At 48.6% G+C, this 17,389-nt stretch carries 17 protein-coding genes; 4 read left to right on the top strand and 13 right to left on the bottom strand.

Annotation, left to right across the window (positions count from 1 at the left end; all coding sequences use genetic code 11):
- Window positions 1-87 precede the first annotated feature (87 nt).
- Window positions 88-600 (bottom strand): helix-turn-helix domain-containing protein, encoded by a 513-nt coding sequence (locus DVH26_RS18785; protein ID WP_239624019.1) that lies wholly within the window; start codon window positions 598-600, stop codon window positions 88-90.
- A gap of 21 nt (window positions 601-621) precedes the next feature.
- On the opposite strand from DVH26_RS18785, the gene DVH26_RS18780 reads away from it, so the two are divergent.
- Window positions 622-1,038, top strand: coding sequence for a TolB-like translocation protein (locus tag DVH26_RS18780; RefSeq protein ID WP_239624017.1), 417 nt, complete (start codon window positions 622-624; stop codon window positions 1,036-1,038).
- Between the two features lie 181 nt (window positions 1,039-1,219).
- Here the strand turns inward: DVH26_RS18780 and DVH26_RS18775 are convergent, their stop codons facing one another.
- From DVH26_RS18775 to DVH26_RS18735, 9 genes are all read right to left on the bottom strand, one after another.
- Window positions 1,220-2,086 (bottom strand): sulfurtransferase, encoded by an 867-nt coding sequence (locus DVH26_RS18775; RefSeq protein ID WP_239624014.1) that lies wholly within the window; start codon window positions 2,084-2,086, stop codon window positions 1,220-1,222.
- A 27-nt stretch (window positions 2,087-2,113) separates the two neighbouring features.
- Window positions 2,114-2,887, bottom strand: a complete 774-nt coding sequence (locus tag DVH26_RS18770; protein WP_239624012.1) for an ABC transporter ATP-binding protein — start codon at window positions 2,885-2,887, stop codon at window positions 2,114-2,116.
- Between the two features lie 14 nt (window positions 2,888-2,901).
- Complete coding sequence (locus DVH26_RS18765; protein WP_239624010.1) at window positions 2,902-3,912, bottom strand: ABC transporter substrate-binding protein; 1,011 nt, start codon at window positions 3,910-3,912, stop codon at window positions 2,902-2,904.
- A gap of 58 nt (window positions 3,913-3,970) precedes the next feature.
- On the bottom strand, window positions 3,971-4,747 hold the full coding sequence (locus tag DVH26_RS18760) for an ABC transporter permease (RefSeq protein WP_239624008.1): 777 nt from the start codon (window positions 4,745-4,747) through the stop codon (window positions 3,971-3,973).
- Window positions 4,748-4,788: 41 nt separating this feature from the next.
- Window positions 4,789-6,162, bottom strand: a complete 1,374-nt coding sequence (locus DVH26_RS18755; RefSeq protein WP_239624006.1) for an LLM class flavin-dependent oxidoreductase — start codon at window positions 6,160-6,162, stop codon at window positions 4,789-4,791.
- A 13-nt stretch (window positions 6,163-6,175) separates the two neighbouring features.
- Window positions 6,176-7,162 (bottom strand): aldo/keto reductase, encoded by a 987-nt coding sequence (locus DVH26_RS18750; RefSeq protein ID WP_239624004.1) that lies wholly within the window; start codon window positions 7,160-7,162, stop codon window positions 6,176-6,178.
- 155 nt (window positions 7,163-7,317) lie between these two features.
- Window positions 7,318-8,172, bottom strand: coding sequence for an ankyrin repeat domain-containing protein (locus DVH26_RS18745; protein ID WP_239624002.1), 855 nt, complete (start codon window positions 8,170-8,172; stop codon window positions 7,318-7,320).
- 717 nt (window positions 8,173-8,889) lie between these two features.
- Complete coding sequence (locus DVH26_RS18740) at window positions 8,890-9,564, bottom strand: hypothetical protein (protein WP_239624000.1); 675 nt, start codon at window positions 9,562-9,564, stop codon at window positions 8,890-8,892.
- A gap of 79 nt (window positions 9,565-9,643) precedes the next feature.
- Window positions 9,644-10,525, bottom strand: a complete 882-nt coding sequence (locus tag DVH26_RS18735; RefSeq protein WP_239623998.1) for a methyltransferase domain-containing protein — start codon at window positions 10,523-10,525, stop codon at window positions 9,644-9,646.
- Window positions 10,526-10,734: 209 nt separating this feature from the next.
- Here DVH26_RS18735 and wecB point away from each other — a divergent pair, with 209 nt between their 5' ends.
- Entirely contained in the window at window positions 10,735-11,907 is a 1,173-nt protein-coding gene (wecB, locus tag DVH26_RS18730) for a non-hydrolyzing UDP-N-acetylglucosamine 2-epimerase (protein WP_239623997.1), read from the top strand.
- 97 nt (window positions 11,908-12,004) lie between these two features.
- Here the strand turns inward: wecB and DVH26_RS18725 are convergent, their stop codons facing one another.
- The gene (locus tag DVH26_RS18725) at window positions 12,005-12,904 is read right to left on the bottom strand and encodes an S-layer homology domain-containing protein (protein WP_239623996.1); all 900 of its coding nucleotides are present in this window, start codon (window positions 12,902-12,904) and stop codon (window positions 12,005-12,007) included.
- A 187-nt stretch (window positions 12,905-13,091) separates the two neighbouring features.
- Between DVH26_RS18725 and DVH26_RS18720 the strand changes: the two genes are divergently transcribed.
- Entirely contained in the window at window positions 13,092-13,571 is a 480-nt protein-coding gene (locus DVH26_RS18720; RefSeq protein ID WP_239623993.1) for a GAF domain-containing protein, read from the top strand.
- A 28-nt stretch (window positions 13,572-13,599) separates the two neighbouring features.
- On the opposite strand, the gene DVH26_RS18715 is transcribed toward DVH26_RS18720, so the two are convergent.
- Window positions 13,600-14,814, bottom strand: coding sequence for an MFS transporter (locus DVH26_RS18715; RefSeq protein WP_239623991.1), 1,215 nt, complete (start codon window positions 14,812-14,814; stop codon window positions 13,600-13,602).
- A gap of 105 nt (window positions 14,815-14,919) precedes the next feature.
- Window positions 14,920-16,227: an ABC transporter substrate-binding protein gene (locus DVH26_RS18710; RefSeq protein ID WP_239623989.1), complete on the bottom strand. Its 1,308-nt coding sequence runs from the start codon at window positions 16,225-16,227 to the stop codon at window positions 14,920-14,922.
- Window positions 16,228-16,525: 298 nt separating this feature from the next.
- Here DVH26_RS18710 and DVH26_RS18705 point away from each other — a divergent pair, with 298 nt between their 5' ends.
- Window positions 16,526-17,371 (top strand): helix-turn-helix transcriptional regulator, encoded by an 846-nt coding sequence (locus DVH26_RS18705; protein WP_239623987.1) that lies wholly within the window; start codon window positions 16,526-16,528, stop codon window positions 17,369-17,371.
- Window positions 17,372-17,389: the final 18 nt, after the last annotated feature.

Here is a 17,389-nt window from a genome sequence, read left to right as displayed (position 1 = left end):
GAGAAAGCCTGATTTTCAGCCTATTCGTCTTCTAGTTTCAAACTATTGAACAACAGCTACGCGGCTCAAATGTTATGAACATCCGTTTCATAATAGCAAACGTTTATATTCCCGGTATTGCTTGGGGCTCATGGATGTTTTTTTCTTGAAAAAATTAGAAAAGTGGGCTGTATCGTAGAAGCCGAGCTGCTCGGAGATGCTTTCAATACGCAGGCTGGAATTGGTCAGCAGCGAGCATGCCTTATTAATCCGGAGCTGATTAAACAGGTCGATAACGCCGCAGCCGAACTTCTGATTCACAATTCTTTCAAGATGGGATTCACTGAGCGACATCCGCCTTGCTATTTCGGAAAGCGTGAGCTTTCGATTCAAATGACTGTTCAATAGCGTTATCAGCTGATTGCGGAAGTCCATCTCGGTTCCTGCCAGCGTCGCTTCGATGCACTCCGTCAAGATATGATCCAGAGTACCGGCGATTTTCATTTTCGACAGCTTTGTCAGCTCAAAGCAGTTCTTCTCCAGAATCGGTAACAAATCAAGAAATTTCGGCATGTCCAACACGATGAAGCTTCGGACATAGTCACGCAATAATCCGATCATCCCGCGCGGATCCTCATGGCGATGGCGTCGCATTATCATTGGAAGGACACGGAGAATATCGTCATCTGGTCTAGCGGAGCGAAGGATTCGGACATGGGCAACCAGCTTTACGTGCTGAAGGATCGCAGTAATGAGGTCCAGCCGATCGACCGAGAGTACTTCCTTAAGGACGGACATTGCAGCTATTCGCCGGACCGAAGCATCCTGCTGTATGACAGCTATCCGGATACCGATAGCTACAGGCATTTGTATCTGTACCATTTGGCGCACAAGCGTGGCGTCACCCTTGGATCATTCTATTCGCAGCCACATATCAACGGGGACATACGCTGCGATCTGCATCCTCGTTGGAATCGGGCAGGTACCGCGATATCCTTCGATTCCACTCACGAAGGTCACAGGCGAATTTATACGGTGAATGTGGAGGGAATATTCTAATTTTTACAAGCTATGAATTGGTTCTTCTGCTTCTACGTTCTCCATTTCATCCAATGGAATGGAGAACCCTTCAACTTCTCCTTTATTTTTGATAAAAATACCCCCTAAAGAAAAACAGCAGCCTCCTGCCTCAAGCAGTCAGCCGCAGTCCATAAATCCCATTCAGTAATGATAACGAAGGTTATTCCTCACCGGTAGCTACCGGATTGTCGCGATAACTGATCCAGTCCGACCAGCTTCCGGCGTACAATTTGACGTTGGAATACCCTGCCTCTTTCAACGCAAGAATATTCGGCGTGGCCGATATGCCGGATCCGCAATAAACGATAAGCTCTTCCTCCTTCGACAGCTCACCGAACCGTTCGGCTAACGCCGCAGACGATTTCCAAGTCCCGTCTACGTCCAAGCCGTCTTTCCAGAACAAATGCACCGCGCCGGGGATATGTCCCGCCACAGGATCAAATGGCGACTCCAAGCCCAAATATTGACTGGCGTCACGGGAATCGACCAGCTTCGCCTTCCTCGTTCCGTTAACAACATCTCGCACGGTATGAACATCAACAACCCAATCCTCGTGAACATCCGGCTTCCACTCGTGAACCGTTGGCTCGGGCTTCACGTCCGTCACTGACAAGTCTGCTTGAACCCAAGCTTCATAGCCGCCGTCCAACACTTTTACATCTTCTACGCCGATATACTTAAGCACCCACCAAAGGCGCGAAGCCGCAGGCCCGTTCGTATCTTCATATACGACTACCGTGCTCGTACGATCGATTCCTAGCTCCCCGAATCGCTTCGCAACACGTTCCGCCGAAGGAAGCGGACTTCTTCCTCCATGCTCTTGAGGCGGATCCGTCAAATCCGCTTTGAAGTCGACGAAAACCGCTCCAGGCAAATGTCCCGCTTCATATGCCGATCTTCCATAGAGCGGATCCTTGGGAGAGAAGCGCACATCCGCAACGACAACCGCTCCCTCCTTCAATCGATTCTGCAGCCATTGTACTCCTACGATAGTAGAGCTTGAGTTAGCGTTTGATAAGATGGACATAGTAAGTGCTCCCTTCATTTTGAATCATCATAAGACAAATTCCAGATCTTCCTCGGTCTTCACCTGGTGAATGGCGGCATAAATATCGTTCTGAATTTTTAGCAGCTGGACATCTTCCCGCTTGCGCGGTCTTGGGCAAGGAACTTCGAATATATGCTGAATTCTGCCGGGTCTTGGCGACAGAAGAACGACCCGATCCCCCAGGAACACCGCCTCGGACACATCGTGTGTAATGAAGCATACCGTCTTTTTCTCCGTGTCCCATATCCGCAGCAGATCGTCCTGAAGCTGAAGCCGGGTCAGATGATCTACGGCTCCGAACGGCTCATCCATGAGCAATACCTCAGGATTATTCGCGAGTGCACGGGCAAGTCCCGCCCGCTGCTTCATGCCCCCCGACAGTTGATGGGGGTACTTGTTCTCGAATCCATGCAATCCGACCATCGTCAAATATTTTTGAACGACGCTTCTCCTCTCTGCTTTGTATATCTTGCGCAGCTCCAGTCCAAGCTCGACATTCTGAACAATGGTGCGCCACGGGTACAACGAAGGGTCCTGAAAAACGACGCCCCGCTCGATCCCGGGTCCCTCAAGCTTGTTTCCATTGAAAACGACTTCTCCCGATGAGGGCAATTGCAGTCCAGCCAAAATCTCCAGCAGCGTACTTTTCCCGCAGCCGCTCGGGCCTAGAATACTTAGAAACTCTCCGTCTCGAATTGTCAAGTTAATATCGGACAAGGTTTCAGTTGGATTGGAGCCGCCATATCGTTTTGAAACACCGTGAAGCACAAATCCGGCCATAGTAGCACCCGCCTTTACTTTTTCGGAATGAACCTCAGATCGAGCATTTTTTCCGCATCGTAGATCTTATCCTGCATGCCCAACTCCAGCTGGGTTTGCTGCGTATCCTGCAGCGCTTTTTTATCTACGTCCGGATTGTTCTCCCACAGCACTTTCTCTCGTTCGAACGCCTTATCCACGGCAGCGGCATCGACTTTGATTTTCGACAGGAAGTAAGCTTTGTATTCGTCCGGATGGCTTTTTGCATAATCCTGGGACTTGAAGTAAGCGCGCAGCAGCTTCTCGATCAGCTCCGGCTTCTTGGCTATGACATCGTTGCTCGACACCAGAACCCCGGTATGGAACGTCGGCAAATAATCCCAGCCCTTGGCCAATATCGTTCCCTTACCGTTCACTTCGGCAAGAGAAGCAAACGGCTCATGAATGATCGTCGCGTCAACCTGACCGGAGGTAAGGCTTGCATAGGCTACTTCATTCGCCCCGTTAGCCAGATAAGTTACATCCGTCTTGCTTAAGCCGTGCTTTTTGAGAATGACCTGGGTATAGACGTCCAGCCCGCTGCCGAATGCAGCAGCACCCACCTTCTTACCTTTCAGCTCTTCGACGCTTTTAATCCCCGGAGCCGCAACCAGGTAAAATGGCCCCTTCGTACGGAACATCGAGGAGACGATTTTGATCGGCGCCCCTTTACCGGCCGCAATAATGGCGGTTGTCGTAGCAATATCGGCGATATCGACGTCCTTGCTCGTCAGACTTTCTACCGGATTCTGAGTAGTGACGAACTCGACGTCCAGCCCCTCCTCTTTGAAAAATCCTTTTTCGGCACCGAAATTGACGGCTAATCCGCTGACACCATTGAAGGCTGCGTAACGGACCTTTTGCAGCTTTTGATCTCCCGAATTGGTGGCGGCCAATGCTCCTGTTGTTTGCGCCGAGCCGCTTTGGGTGCCGTTCGAGCAAGCCGTCAGCACCATCATGAGTGCAATGCCGGCAATGCCGAGGCTATGTCCTAATGTTCTTTTCATTGTGTTCTCTCCCCCAAGATGATCTCGTAAAAGTAAAAAGATTGAATCGATGAATCGATTAGTACGATTTCCATTTCATAACGACTCGTTTCTCAAGCAGGTCGATCAGAGCAATAATAAGCACGGAAACGACCGTAACGACCGTAATGATCGCAAAAGCTTTGGCCGTATCATAGGTGGATGTAGCCTGGACAAGCATGTTGCCGAGCCCGTCCTTGGAGGCTACCATTTCCCCGAACAATGCACCCACCAATCCGGTAGCTGCCGATACTCTCAAGGATACAAAGATCGTAGGCGCTGCCGACGGCAATATAACCTTCGTGATCGTTTGGAACTTCGTAGCCTCGAATACGTGAGCGACCTTCAAATGCTGTTCCGCTGTCTGTTTAATCCCGGTTATCGTGTTGAAGGCGATAGTAAAAAAGCAGAACAAGAAGACAATGGCAACTTTATGCGATAATCCGATGCCAAGCCACAGCATAAGAAGCGGAATGATCGTCACCTTCGGCACCGCCAACAGTGCGGAGAGAAACGGCCGGAAGAAGGCTTCCGCCCGCGGCACCAGAACCAGAAACAAGCCGGTTCCGATGCCTGCTGCAGCGGACAATACGTACCCTGCCCCGAATTCCCCGAGCGTTACTAGTAAATGATGGTAGACTACGCCTTGCGTAAACAAATGGATGATTTCTTCGACCACCTGGGTCGGCTTGGACAAGTACAATGAGCCTACGAGCTCCGCACGGACAACGTATTCGATGAGACCGAGCCCCAGCAGCAAAAATACGATTTGTCCAGCTACAATTCTCCAATTATTTAGAATGGATTTGCTCTCCATACGGTTTCCCTCTTTTCCCCGCGTTAAGCCCAATCGCAGGCTCAGCCGCCAAGTACAGCATCCTTCTTCGCGAAACGATTCTCGGGACGCTTCAGGCCGAAATGATCCCGGAACGTGCTTCCTTCGTATTCGGTACGGAACAGCCCTCTTCTCTGCAGCTCGGGAACGACGAACTCAAGGAACAAATCCAGCCCTCCCGGCATATAGGGCGAGCAGAGATTGAAGCCGTCCGCCGCTTCATTGACGAACCAGCGCTCAATCTCATCGGCTATTTGCTCGGGGCTGCCGACGATGAGCAGATGCCCTCTGACGACGGCGGCAAAGTAATGGAACAGCTCGCGCACCGTAATGTCTTCGTGGCCTGAAGCGTTTTGCGCCAATCGGACGAGCTGCTTGGCTCCATCGTCAGTCAGTGAAGATAGTGCCAGATCCGGCAACGGCCCATCCAGCGGATAACCCGTCAAATCGATGCCGATCCGTTGAGAAAGCGGCCTAAGATCGAAGTCCGTTACGATCAGATTGCTGAGCTCGCGGTACTTGGCCCGAGCTTCTTCCTCCGTTCTGCCTACTAGCGGAACGAGGCCCGGCATAATGAACAGCTCCTTTTTGGAGCGCCCATACTTGGCCAGCTTGCCTTTGACGCTAGCGTAAAATTTGCGTGCTTCGTCGAATAGGATTTGTCCGGTGAAGATGACATTGGAAAATCGTGCTCCGAGCTCCTGGCTTCGCTCCGAAGTACCGGCCGACAGGAGCGGGATTTGCCCTTGAGGCGGCCTCGCCACATTCAGCGGCCCGGCTACAGAGAAATGCTCGCCTTTATGATTCAAGGCATGTACTCTGGTGCCGTCCACATACACACCGGTTTCCTTATTCCGGACAAACGCATCGTCCTCCCATGTATCCCACAGATCCTTCACGACTTGGACGAATTCATCGGCATAATCGTACCGCTTCGTATTGTCCCAATGCTTCTCCCTGCTGAAATTCAGCGCTGCTCTAGGATCCGCACCGGTTACCACATTCCAGGCTACTCGGCCGCCGCTTAGGTAATCCAACGACGCGGTTTGCCTTGCAATATGGTATGGTTCGGCATAGGTCGTGTTGGCTGTCACGATCAGTCCGATTTTCTCGGTAACGGCGGTCAGGTGCGCGATCATCGTGAACGGCTCCAGCCGAACCATCTGGGATGGGAACTGGTACTGCATATCGGCGCTGGAAGCAAGAGCATCCCCCAGAAAGAAGAAGTCGAATTTGGCCTTCTCCAGCTTCTGAGCTACGCTCTGCAAAAATTTCGGATCGAACGCGCCGTCCGTTACCGATTCAGGCAGCCGCCAGCCGGTCGGATGGTAGCCCGTTGAGAATAAAAACAGTCCTAGATGCAGCTGGCGATCGTTGTTCGTATGATTGTAGCTCATATGTGACATCCCCTTATCGAATTATGGTTAATGTGTGCGAAATTTCATCAATCGCCGCCAATTCCTCCGTCGTAAGCCTTTGATCCGCATACCGCAACGCATCCTGGATGTGCTCCGGTTTGGAAGCGCCAAGTATAGCCGAGGAAACATAAGAGTGACTAAGCACCCAAGCAAGCGAGAATTGCGCCAGAGTCCATCCTCTCGCCTCGGCATACGGCCGAATCCTCTCGACCAGCTCGTATGCAGGATTGTCTCGCAGCAGAAGCTCTAACCGCTTCTCGCCTGCAGCGAGCCTTGTGCCGGCTTCCGGCTTCTCCCCTTCACGGTATTTGCCGGTCAGAATTCCCCTGCCTAACGGGCTGTAGACAAGTACACCAACCTGATCGGACTCGACGTACGGGATCAGCTCCTTTTCGATATCACGGGAAATCAGGCTGTACTCGGGCTGGACGCTCTGGAACCGGTTCAGCCGGTGCAGCGCGCTGATGCCGTTCGCCTTCGCCAGCTGCCATGCGGCAAAGTTGGAGCAGCCGATATAGCGGATTTTCCCCTGCTTCACCAAATCGTCCAGCGTCCCGAGCGTTTCCTCGAACGGTGTTTCTGGATCGAACCCATGCACTTGATACAGATCGATATGATCTGTCTTCAATCTTCGTAAGCTGTTCTCCACTGCACGATGCAGGTGATACCGGCTAAGCCCGGCATCGTTCACCCCATTGCCGACACGCGCCTTTCCTTTCGTAGCCAAAATAATTTCGTGGCGCCGGCCTTTCAGAATGTTGCCCAAGATCGTTTCCGACTCGCCCAATAAGCTCGGATCGCCTACGTCCATGCCTCTACCGTATACATCAGCGGTGTCTACGACATTGATGCCCGCATCCAGCGCTTGTCCGAGAACGGCATCCGAAGTCTTCTCGTCGATCCAACGGCCGAACGCCATCGTTCCCAAACTGATTTCCGATACTTTCAGTCCGGTTCTGCCTAATTTCCTGTACTTCATTTTTGCACTCCCCTTTTTTTAGTCAAAAATAAAAACAGCCGGAAATACACACTAAACCATTGTGTATCTCCGGCTGTCCGGTAGATGCAGTATATTATATTATTCGCATGGAATAAGTAGGTTTTATGGTTGAAAAAGCTTCCGGCTTGTCCGTGTTACTTTAATAGCTCTGCAGAAAGCAGATGGCCTTTGTTTAGCGCCAATTCATACGGCGTCTCTCCGTCTGCATTCCAAACGGACTTATCGGCACCATGCTTCAAGAAAAGCTCGATTAGCGATTCCCTGCCGAAATATGAGGCTACATGAAGCGCGGTATACCCTGCACGCAGCTTGCCTTCGCATCTGGCATTGACATCGGCGCCATAGCGGATCAGCAGCTGAATGATATGTTCGTAATTCCCCATAATTGCAGCATGAACGGCCATATTGTTCAAATTGCCGTCTTGGCTCCTCGCATTCACATCGGCCCCAAGCTCCAGCAGCAGCTTCACCGTCTCTTCGTTGTCGAAATGAGCTGCCATGGAAAGCGGCGGAAAGCCGTCCGGTCCATAGGCTGAAATCCAATGCGGCGTTTGTTCGAGCAGCTCCTTCACTCTTGCGGTATTGCCGACGGCGGACGCCTCGAAGATATTCAACTCAGCTCCTTGCTCGATGAGCAGCTCCTTAATCTCATTGGCTCGCAAGTATGTCGCGATAAGAACAGCCGTTTCCCCTTTGCTGTTGCTGACGTTCACGAGCGAGGAATCCTGCCGCAGCAGCTCGGTCACCTTCTCAACATTATTGTGCGAAATGGCTTCGAACATCTCATTTCTAAGCTGCTGAACATGATCCGCAAGAGCTTGAGCTTTTCTCAGCAGGTCCTCCGAGGCTTGTATCCCTTTGGCGACCAGATGCGACACAGCTCTGGAACGATTGGTTTCCAGTCCGGATTCTACTAGCAGGTCCACCGCCTTGAGCGATTGGTCGTCTAACCGGGTGGAAATCACAACGCTATTTTTTTTCTTTGGCATGTATAGCTCCCAGCTTGTAATTTGAATTACAAAAATACAATACCACACTCTCCGAAAAAATACTACTACTTTTCTTATGATTTTACTCGGATTTAATAGATTGCTAGATGATTCTTTGATATCCAGTAATTTATGCTAGGCATTCTTACGTAATTAAATCAAAAATAATGAATATCATCCCTACAATAACAGTACCCACTCCACCATATTTTACTTGCTCTTTAGTATTAATCCCCTGTAATCTAATCTTCAGAAAAAAAACTGGAGTTATTATTTGGAGTAACCCAACAATCATTCCTATAATTCCCACATAACTGATAAAAAGCTCACAGTGAGTGTTCTGCTCCTTTCCATATCAATCCAATATTGACGATTTTGAAGTTGAGACGTGCCATCTGTTATCCTCCGCTCCGACCGAATCCAATCTGATTCAATAGGATCAAAAAAGCTATTAGTAACAGGAAAACTCCGAAAAGCATTTTGACAACCTTCACGAATCTAGTATTATCTGGAACTTTTTCAAACAGTTCATATGTTTTATAATGACGCATGTATTTAGGAAAAAAAATATATCCGAAAGCTAGAAGAAACATCCCCATCATTACTCCAGTCATAATTCGCTCCTAAGTAGTAGATTTACATATACGCATTGGTTTACACTACCGCTATGCAAAAAAACCACAACGCAACAGTCTTGTACGTTGTGGTGATAAAAAATCACTTTCCATTAATTGTATCTAATTCTCCAATTGCAAGGTAATACTCCTGTTCCAAATAACCCATTTCGGAAAATGCGCACCGGGATAAGTAATTCAAGTATTCAACCCGATCGCCAGCTTTTAGACATTTTACTGCTATGTAAAAATACAACTGACATAGGTAACGAACGCTCAATAAGGAGTCGGATCCAATAGCTTTTATACATTCATCTGCTGATACTTCATCGAGCAGGTAACCCGCAATTGCCCCTGGCCAATTTACTACAGCCTTGGACTTCCAACGCTTTTTTAATAACTTGATTGCTTCTTTTTCTAAAGACTCATTCTTTTGGGAGATTGCTGCGAAATATAATGTTGCAGGGATTTCAACTCCCCCAGCAGCGTCAGTATACTTCGTAGTCAATCCTTTCTTCCATATATCGATGGCTTCTGTGTGATTTCCTATCAACCAATAACTAACCCCGGCTCTAATAAAATCAGCATCTGCACGACCCTCAGTCACTTGAATAACCTTTAGATAATCTTCTAAAGCATTCCCATAGTGTTTTAGGCATAGTGATGCATCTCCACGATTTCGTAAATTAGTCTCATTTGGGTCATTTGTGTATTCAGCATTCGCTATTTTATAAGCGTCTTCATATTTTTTTTTCAAAACTAGATCGAAAAAATCCACGAAATTCACCCCAAACAGGTTTTCCTGTGATCAGCTCGAAGGGCAATTGTAAGTCATGTTCATCGGTACTGACAAGCAGTTATTTCACTGTATAGCTCACATACCAGAAGCTCTGCCCCATAAAAATGTTCAGATCCTCAGAGACCGGCTCGAAAATGTCGCGCAGCTCCTCATAGCTGTAATAGTTTTTTAACACCTCGTGCTGCGAGCCGTCGGACAGTTCTCTTAACTTATACGTGTCTTCACTATGATCCCGGCGTATCAGCTGCCCGCCCCTTCCCTCTACATAGACGTTGTCTGCCATGAATACTCGCGAGCCTGCGGTAAGCTTGTTATGTAAGCCTGTCAAGAAATCCTCGATCTTGTTCTTAGGGATATGCGAGAACCAGAAGTTGGCAATCCCAAGGTCGAAGCTCCCCTCTATCTCCTCTATTTGGTAAGCATCCCATACGATAAACCGGACCTTATCCTTCGGCATTCCCTTCTCCCTGGCGATCTCGATGACCTCCGGTCGAATGTCGACGCCAACAATGTGATCCGCCGTTTCCGAAATGATTGCAGTCCAATATCCCGTCCCGCAAGCAATTTCCAGTACATTTCTATCTCTGGACTGCTCCTTTAAGGAAGCTGCCAGTATAGTGAGCTCTTGCTGGTAGTTCGGATCATCACGGTAGTAAATTCGTTCATATTCATGGGCGCGTGCTCCATAATAATTTTCGAGCGTGGAGGCTGTTGCTCGCACTGCCTTCGCATTGTCAGCAAGAGGATAAGCTTGTTGTCGGGGAGATACCAGTTCTGAGAATATCGCGTTTCCGGCCGTTTTGTAGTTTGCCAATAACCCGTGAGTAGCCATCACTACCAGTTGGGTCATAGAGAGACCGGTATCGGCGGCCATCTGCTCCAGCTCCGTCTTTGCCTTTTCCGGTAAATAGACGGAAAGTCGTTTGCTCTTATCTTCCATAACCCATCCCACCTCCATATGATTCCTTTAAGAGGTTAACATATAATTTGTGTTATATCAACACATATTTTGTGTTACACCTATCATTCAGCCCTGTTTCGAATCAATGAATCATCAGCATTCTATCAGCGAGCAATAATTGTAATATATGGTAATTTGAGCGATGATCGTTATGTTAGCTGATTTCATATATAAACGGGGGGCTACACATGAACATTAACATGAACAAGAAAAAGAAAAAGATCATGACAATCTTCGGTACGCGTCCGGAAGCTACCAAAATGGCGCCGGTTGTTCAGGAGCTTCAGAAGGTTCCGGATTGGTTCGAAACGATAGTGGTCGTAACAGGACAGCATAGAGAGCAGTTGGATCAGGTTTTAACACACTTTGCGATCAAGCCGGATATCGATTTGAACCTGATGCAGCCCAATCAGACTTTGGCGAAATTCACATCCTCCGCCATCTCCGGCCTTGACAAGGTTTTAGCTGAGACTAAGCCAGATTTCATCCTTGTACACGGGGATACACAAACGGCTCTATGCGGAGGCTTAACGGCGTTCTTCCACCAAGTGCCTGTCGGCCATGTAGAAGCCGGGCTTCGCTCCCATAACAAGTATTCTCCTTGGCCCGAGGAAATCAACAGGCGGTTGGTCGATATTGCAGCAGACCTGCTTTTTGTACCGACATCCGTAGGGAGAGACCATTTGCTGCGCGAGGGATACGCCCGGGAACAGCTATTCGTAACAGGCCAGACGGCAGTCGATGCAGCTGTACAGACTCATGATTCAGCTTACACCTTCCATGATGAGCGGTTGAATCATCTGATCCGCCATCAAGGCAAAATCATTACAGTAACGGCACACCGCAGAGAAAATTACGGAGAACCGATGAAGCAAATGTTTAGGGCGATTCGCCGTATAGCGGACGAGCATCCGGATGTCATCGTTATTTATCCGGTTCATTTAAGCCCTGTCGTTCAAGAAACGGCTTCTTCCATCCTTTCCTCCCATGATAGAATTTACCTGCTGGAGCCATTGGATTATCCCGATATGATTAACCTCCTGTCCCGCTCCTATCTTATCCTTAGCGATTCAGGCGGTCTGCAGGAGGAAACGACGGTGTTCCATAAACCTCTCGTTCTGATGCGCGATACGACAGAGCGGCCGGAAGCGCTCTATGCCGGAGCCGTTCGCCTTGCAGGAACCGACGAGAGCGCCATCTATGAGATCACTGCGAATCTGTTAAGCAATGACGCACAATACAAGGCAATGACTAGTGCCCACAACCCGTTCGGTGACGGCAGCGCCTCCCAACGGATCGTATCGATTCTTGCTCATTATTACGGCTTTGTATCCGAGCTGCCGGAGGAATACGAAGGATAATTCCAAGAATGCAAAAGAAGCTAAGCCCCTCCTCGAACTATTGCGGGCTTAGCTTCTTTCCTCTTTCTAAGTATAAATTCCCTTTCCCTCTCTCCGATTACCGGACGAGCTCAATCTCCGGAGTATAGCTGGAAGGAAGATAGGTTTCGGCTTTAACGTCGGTAACTACTTCAGGATACATTTGATCTGGCTGCGGATCGATTTGAGTATAACTGATGACCGCACGACCGTCTTGTTCAAATCGGATACTGTTGATTTTTATGCCGTATCCTGCGTTCGGCTTTTGACCACGGAACAACGTAACTTTGTTCACATTCTCGTTTATCTTCTCTACTCCAACTGTAACTTCGTCAACGGCAACAGGATGCTGAGAATGAGACGATACAAATTGAAGGGAGTTATACATCCATGTCGCCGCTTCTCCACGCGTCAAAGCCGCTTTAGGTTTGAACGTGCTGTCCTTGTCCAGCTCCGCAATCTTGTAGTGCAGCAGCCTTAAAACTTTGCCTTGCAGCTCCGGCTGGATTTGATCCGAGTCTTTGAGTTCGACAACCAGGTTGATCATAGGCAGATTCGCTTTTTTCTCCACAATCGGCATTAATAATGCGGCAAACTGCTCGCGCGTTACCGCAGCATTCGGATTCACATCCTTCGGAATATCTATCCCATTGAAGTGAGCGGCGATAAAAGCATCCGCATACCACGAATCATTCTGGACATTAGTGTACAGCTCCGATGCGACGGGCGGCTTGGCCAACCGATTTAGATCCAGGTTGTAATTAAACGCTTTTACGATCATTTGCACGCTTTGCGCATATGTGATCGTACCCATCGGCGCAAAATGGTCCTTGTCGATTCCACTAACAATGCCGCGCTGCTGAAGATCTGATACGGCGGTTAACTGGGTTCCCGACACATCCGTGAAGGCAAATGCAGAGCTGAAGGACAAACTGCTGATCAATAATGCAGCTGTGGCTGCTACCGATACTTTTTTCATGCTGGTGTTCTCTCCCCGGTTTGGTTTACTCCGACTGAAGCGGAATTATTTTTTTAACGTTACTTACGCTTCAAAAGTTGCAAACGAATCTTATCTTTTGCAGACAGCAGTTTCAGCTCTATTGACACAGCCTCCTACGCCGTATAAGATGTTCCTATTCATGACAACTTACTGGGAGGGAATAATTTTGTTTCATGCGTCTCACTATTCCGGTACGATAGAGCAAAACTATGAACTAGTCATCCAGCAGCTTACGGCGTTATTGGAGGGCGAACAAGATCAAACGGCCAATTTGGCCAATGCGTCCGCCTTATTGAATCAATTTCTGAACGATATTAACTGGGTAGGCTTCTATTTATATAAATCCGGCGAGCTGGTATTGGGCCCGTTCCAAGGCTTGCCTTCATGCGTGCGCATCCCTATCGGAAAAGGAGTGTGCGGGACGGCGGCACAAAACAAACAAACGGTGCGCGTTGACAATGTGCACGAATTCCCAGGTCATATCGCTTGCGATGCCGCTTCCCAATCCGAGATCGTAGTGCCGATGATCAAAAATAACGAGCTTGTCGGAGTGCTGGATATTGACAGCCCATCCCTTAACCGGTTCAGCGAGCTGGATCAGCACTATTTGGAGCGATTCGTCCAAGTGCTGGTTCGCTTTATATAACTCCTTCCCAATGCAAAAAAACAGCAGGCTATCCGATATCCGGAGCCTGCTTTTTCTTGTTCATTTCCGCCGATGCGGCTTCTTTTGCAAAGAAATAAACGACCAGAGTAAGGGACACGGCACCGAATAGAAGCGCGGTGAACTGCAGCCCGATCAAATCGAGCAGCAAGCCGGTTCCGAGCAATACGACCTGAAACATGACCCTGTCCAGCATACTTCGGAACGAGAAGAAGCGACCGTGATATTCCTTCGGTACCTGCTTTTGAAAAAAAGTGCCCGCCATAGGGATAAAGCAGCCTGCCGCCAGCCCGAACAAGCCGAACGATCCTATCGCCCCGAGCTTGGAATCCCCGAAGAACAGCAGCATTTGGGATGCGGCGATCACCGTCGAGCAAATGAACAGACGGCTCATCAAGCTTCCGTTTTCCGAGAGTCTTCTGACGATAAAGCCGCTCACGATAAATGCTATGCCTTCCGCCGCATACAGCCATCCTTTGATCTCCGGATCATTCTGGAGCTCACTCACGTTAATAACCATCAAGTTAAACCCTCCGATGAACAACGTCGGAATGATGGTCATCCACAGCACTCTTTTTACATTGGGCATGGATCGCAGCAGAACAAGCATTTCCTTGAATCCGCCGCTCGACCGTTGTGACGGCTTACCGGCTCCAAGTTCACCCGGCTTTTGCAGCTGCAATAACCATGTCGATCCAAGCAGCACGATATATGCACCTAACGAAACGGTATACAATGTACTGAGGCTCATTACCGTTAACATCAGCCCGGCCAGCGTCGTTCCGAGAATTCGTGCTACCGTTCCCGCGTTCATATGTACGGCATTCATGGACAACAGGTCTTTCTCATTGACAATTAACGGGATGACAGCCTGCAGCGTGGGGAAGTAAAAGGCTGCGGAAATCTGAAGCAGAACGGCAAAAAGAACCATATACCATACCGATTCGAAATGAAGTGCCAGAAACATAAATCCTACGCTAATTATTCGGCCAACCCCTGATAGCAGAAGCACATGCTTTTTGGACGAGCGGTCGATAACGCGTCCTGCATAAGGCGAAATTAGCACCCCCGCGAGGAGACCGACAAACAAGATTAACGATTTCATAAAATCAGACGGGACATGCCTCTGCATAAATTCCAGATTGGCAATGATCGAAGTCCATAGACCCAGCCCTGCTATGAATTCACCGGCCAACACGATCCATACGTTACGGTTACTCCACATGAAAGCTCTCCTTTTACCTAATAAACATTCGCTTCTTGGATTGTATCGTGTTCTGCAGCAAAAAGAAAGAAGCAGAAATGATTCTGCCTCTTGGGTCGCAAATGGCTATTTATTCGCTTCCGAGCTCAGAAGCTGGTTAGCCTTTTCCTCGGCCGTTCGCAATGCGGTGTTGATATCTTGATTCAGCGCCGTCCCTACCGCCTCATTGTATGTTTTCTCCACCAGGGAGTCGAGCTTCGATTTGTAGGGCACCGGTGCGAATTGATTCGTGAATACCGCTTTCAAGTTTTTGTTCTTGAATTTACTATCCTGGCCGAACGCCTTTTTCACAGCTTCATTGTTCAGTACAGGCATGATGCCTTTTTTGGATAACTTCATTTGCACTTCTTCAGAGATCAAATACTTGATAATTTCCATCGCTTCATCCTTATGCTTGCTCGTCGAAGTAACCCCGAAGAAGGTCGGATAAGGCTGAGAGCCTACACCAGGCGCTTCCTTCAGTGTCGGGATGGGCACCATGTCCCAGTTGAGGGTTTCATACTCCTTATTAATAAACATCGCCGACGATAAATACATGAACATAGCCGCTTCCTGTGTCAAGAAATTAGGTAATCGGTTGTTTTTGGCGGTAAAGGCATCAAGACCAGAGGCTTTATACGGAACGAGGAAAGCCGTTTCGTAATATTTCTTCCACGGATCGCTGGAAATGGCGGATTTCAGAGTGTCTTGCTTCAAATACGGCAGCGACATCTGGTTCATACGCAGCGCATGGTTGGCAGAGGTCGTGTAGCCTACGTAGACATTGCTTTCATCACTTCTCCCCAGCTTTTTGGACAGCTCGTTCAATTCATCCCATGTCATCTGATCCTTAGGATAAGCGACACCGAATTTATCGAATAAATCTTTGTTGTAGTACATCACCAAATTATTATTAAATACGGGTACGCCCCACATCTCTTTGCCGCCGGAGACGATTTTCGCTGCATCCACCGTTGCCGGCTCCAAGCTTCCCAGATTGACGTTATGCTTCTTGATCAATTCGGTCATGTCCATCTGCAGCTGATAATTTTGGACGGTGCTGAATATCCCTATCGAATCATAATAAATATCGATTTGCTGACCGGCAGTAATCATTTCCTGAATGGACGGACCTTCCTTCTTCCAGGGAAGATAAGTGAAATTCACGTTCGGGTATTTCTCCTTCACCAGATCGAGAAACCGGTCGTTAAAGCTTTCCACGGAATCCCCGCTAGCGGAAACGATGAACAGCTCTATGGGTTCGCTTCCCATTTTGAATGCCTCTGCTTGCGCGGCCGGCAAATCGCCGGTCGTCTTCTCCCCTCCGTTACATGCGGTGATGACAGCCAGTAGTACGGCCGGGACAATTAAACCTGCTTTGTTCCTTTTTCTCATCCTGCATATTCCTCCCAAACTTAAAAGTTCGTTCCAACAAATAGATAACGCTTACATTATAAGAAATTGGAACATTGCCCCAGTAGTACAATAATCGGATAAAATCGTTGAAAAAGAACATGATTCCAGATACTAGGAGATCTCAATTGCTAGAGATATCAGTAAAAATTAGATGGAACCATGCTTTATCTACCATCTGCTTTGAATATTTCGTATACTAATCTTGCGGCTATTATGTAAAGCTCTGCCTCTTATCCATGCAAGAAATCGTTCATTATTAACATAAAGGGTGATTTTATTGCTACCATTTATTCTTGCCAACTCGAATCCCGAGCAGCTCCCTCCGCTTTATATCTACTGCATCGGCTATCATGAGCAGAAGCATATTTACCGGCCGACAGGGTTTCCGGTGTATCAATTTTTTTTGACTCGCAAAGGGTCTGGGATGTTTCGTATTTTCGGAAAAGAGGAGCTGATTTTATCAGAGGGGTCGCTGCTGCTTCTAGGCAAAGGGGTGCCCCATGAGTACTTCCCTTCAAACAAAGAGGAAGGCTGGGAGCTCGGATTTATCGGATTTCAAGGGGATGCTTCCGGCGTCATGGCAACCCTAATAGGCACCGGCAAGCCAATGACGGTTTCGGAAGAACGATTTCAGCTGTTATGGACGGAGCTCATCGAGTTGTGGCACAGCGTCAACGATCACGAATCGTACAGCGTCTGGGACGCTTCGCGGCGGCTTTACTCCACTCTGCTGACGTTGCAGGAAGTGCAGATTCGTGTAGATGCCACTAGCGCCAGCCATGTTCGGAACCAGCCTAACCAAGCATTGCAGCACGCTACCCGCTTCCTGGAGGAGCATTACAACGAAGACTTGCATTTAGCCAATGTGGCGTATGCCGTCGGTTATTCCGTTCAGCATCTGCATAGGCTGTTCTCCAGTGCGTATGGGGTGACGCCGAACCGTTACTTGCAAATGATCCGGTTGCGGCGCGCTCTGCAGCTTTTTCAGCTTTACCCTGGGATTACCATTGAAGAGGCCGCCGGACAAGTCGGGATGGAGACCAGTTATTTCATCAAAATGTTCAAAAAAATTTACGGCACCGCTCCCAAGCAATACGTCATGCGCTATATCGATCAGAAATGAGTGCCGAGCCGCCGCTCA

The organism is Paenibacillus sp. H1-7 (assembly GCF_022354825.1).
In the GTDB taxonomy this organism is placed as follows: domain Bacteria; phylum Bacillota; class Bacilli; order Paenibacillales; family NBRC-103111; genus Paenibacillus_S.
Note: the sequence above shows the minus strand (reverse complement) of the source record. Positions and strands in the feature narration are given on the sequence as shown.

Coding starts and splice junctions, on each gene's coding strand:
- DVH26_RS18785 (WP_239624019.1), bottom strand. CDS start 600: ATGATCGGATTATTGCGTGACTATGTCCGAAGCTTCATCGTGTTGGAC.
- DVH26_RS18760 (WP_239624008.1), bottom strand. CDS start 4,747: ATGGAGAGCAAATCCATTCTAAATAATTGGAGAATTGTAGCTGGACAA.
- DVH26_RS18755 (WP_239624006.1), bottom strand. CDS start 6,162: ATGAGCTACAATCATACGAACAACGATCGCCAGCTGCATCTAGGACTG.
- DVH26_RS18725 (WP_239623996.1), bottom strand. CDS start 12,904: ATGAAAAAAGTATCGGTAGCAGCCACAGCTGCATTATTGATCAGCAGT.
- DVH26_RS18765 (WP_239624010.1), bottom strand. CDS start 3,912: ATGAAAAGAACATTAGGACATAGCCTCGGCATTGCCGGCATTGCACTC.
- DVH26_RS18770 (WP_239624012.1), bottom strand. CDS start 2,887: ATGGCCGGATTTGTGCTTCACGGTGTTTCAAAACGATATGGCGGCTCC.
- DVH26_RS18745 (WP_239624002.1), bottom strand. CDS start 8,172: ATGCCAAAGAAAAAAAATAGCGTTGTGATTTCCACCCGGTTAGACGAC.
- DVH26_RS18710 (WP_239623989.1), bottom strand. CDS start 16,227: ATGAGAAAAAGGAACAAAGCAGGTTTAATTGTCCCGGCCGTACTACTG.
- DVH26_RS18750 (WP_239624004.1), bottom strand. CDS start 7,162: ATGAAGTACAGGAAATTAGGCAGAACCGGACTGAAAGTATCGGAAATC.
- DVH26_RS18715 (WP_239623991.1), bottom strand. CDS start 14,814: ATGTGGAGTAACCGTAACGTATGGATCGTGTTGGCCGGTGAATTCATA.
- DVH26_RS18775 (WP_239624014.1), bottom strand. CDS start 2,086: ATGTCCATCTTATCAAACGCTAACTCAAGCTCTACTATCGTAGGAGTA.
- wecB (WP_239623997.1), top strand. CDS start 10,735: ATGAACATTAACATGAACAAGAAAAAGAAAAAGATCATGACAATCTTC.
- DVH26_RS18780 (WP_239624017.1), top strand. CDS start 622: ATGGCGTCGCATTATCATTGGAAGGACACGGAGAATATCGTCATCTGG.
- DVH26_RS18735 (WP_239623998.1), bottom strand. CDS start 10,525: ATGGAAGATAAGAGCAAACGACTTTCCGTCTATTTACCGGAAAAGGCA.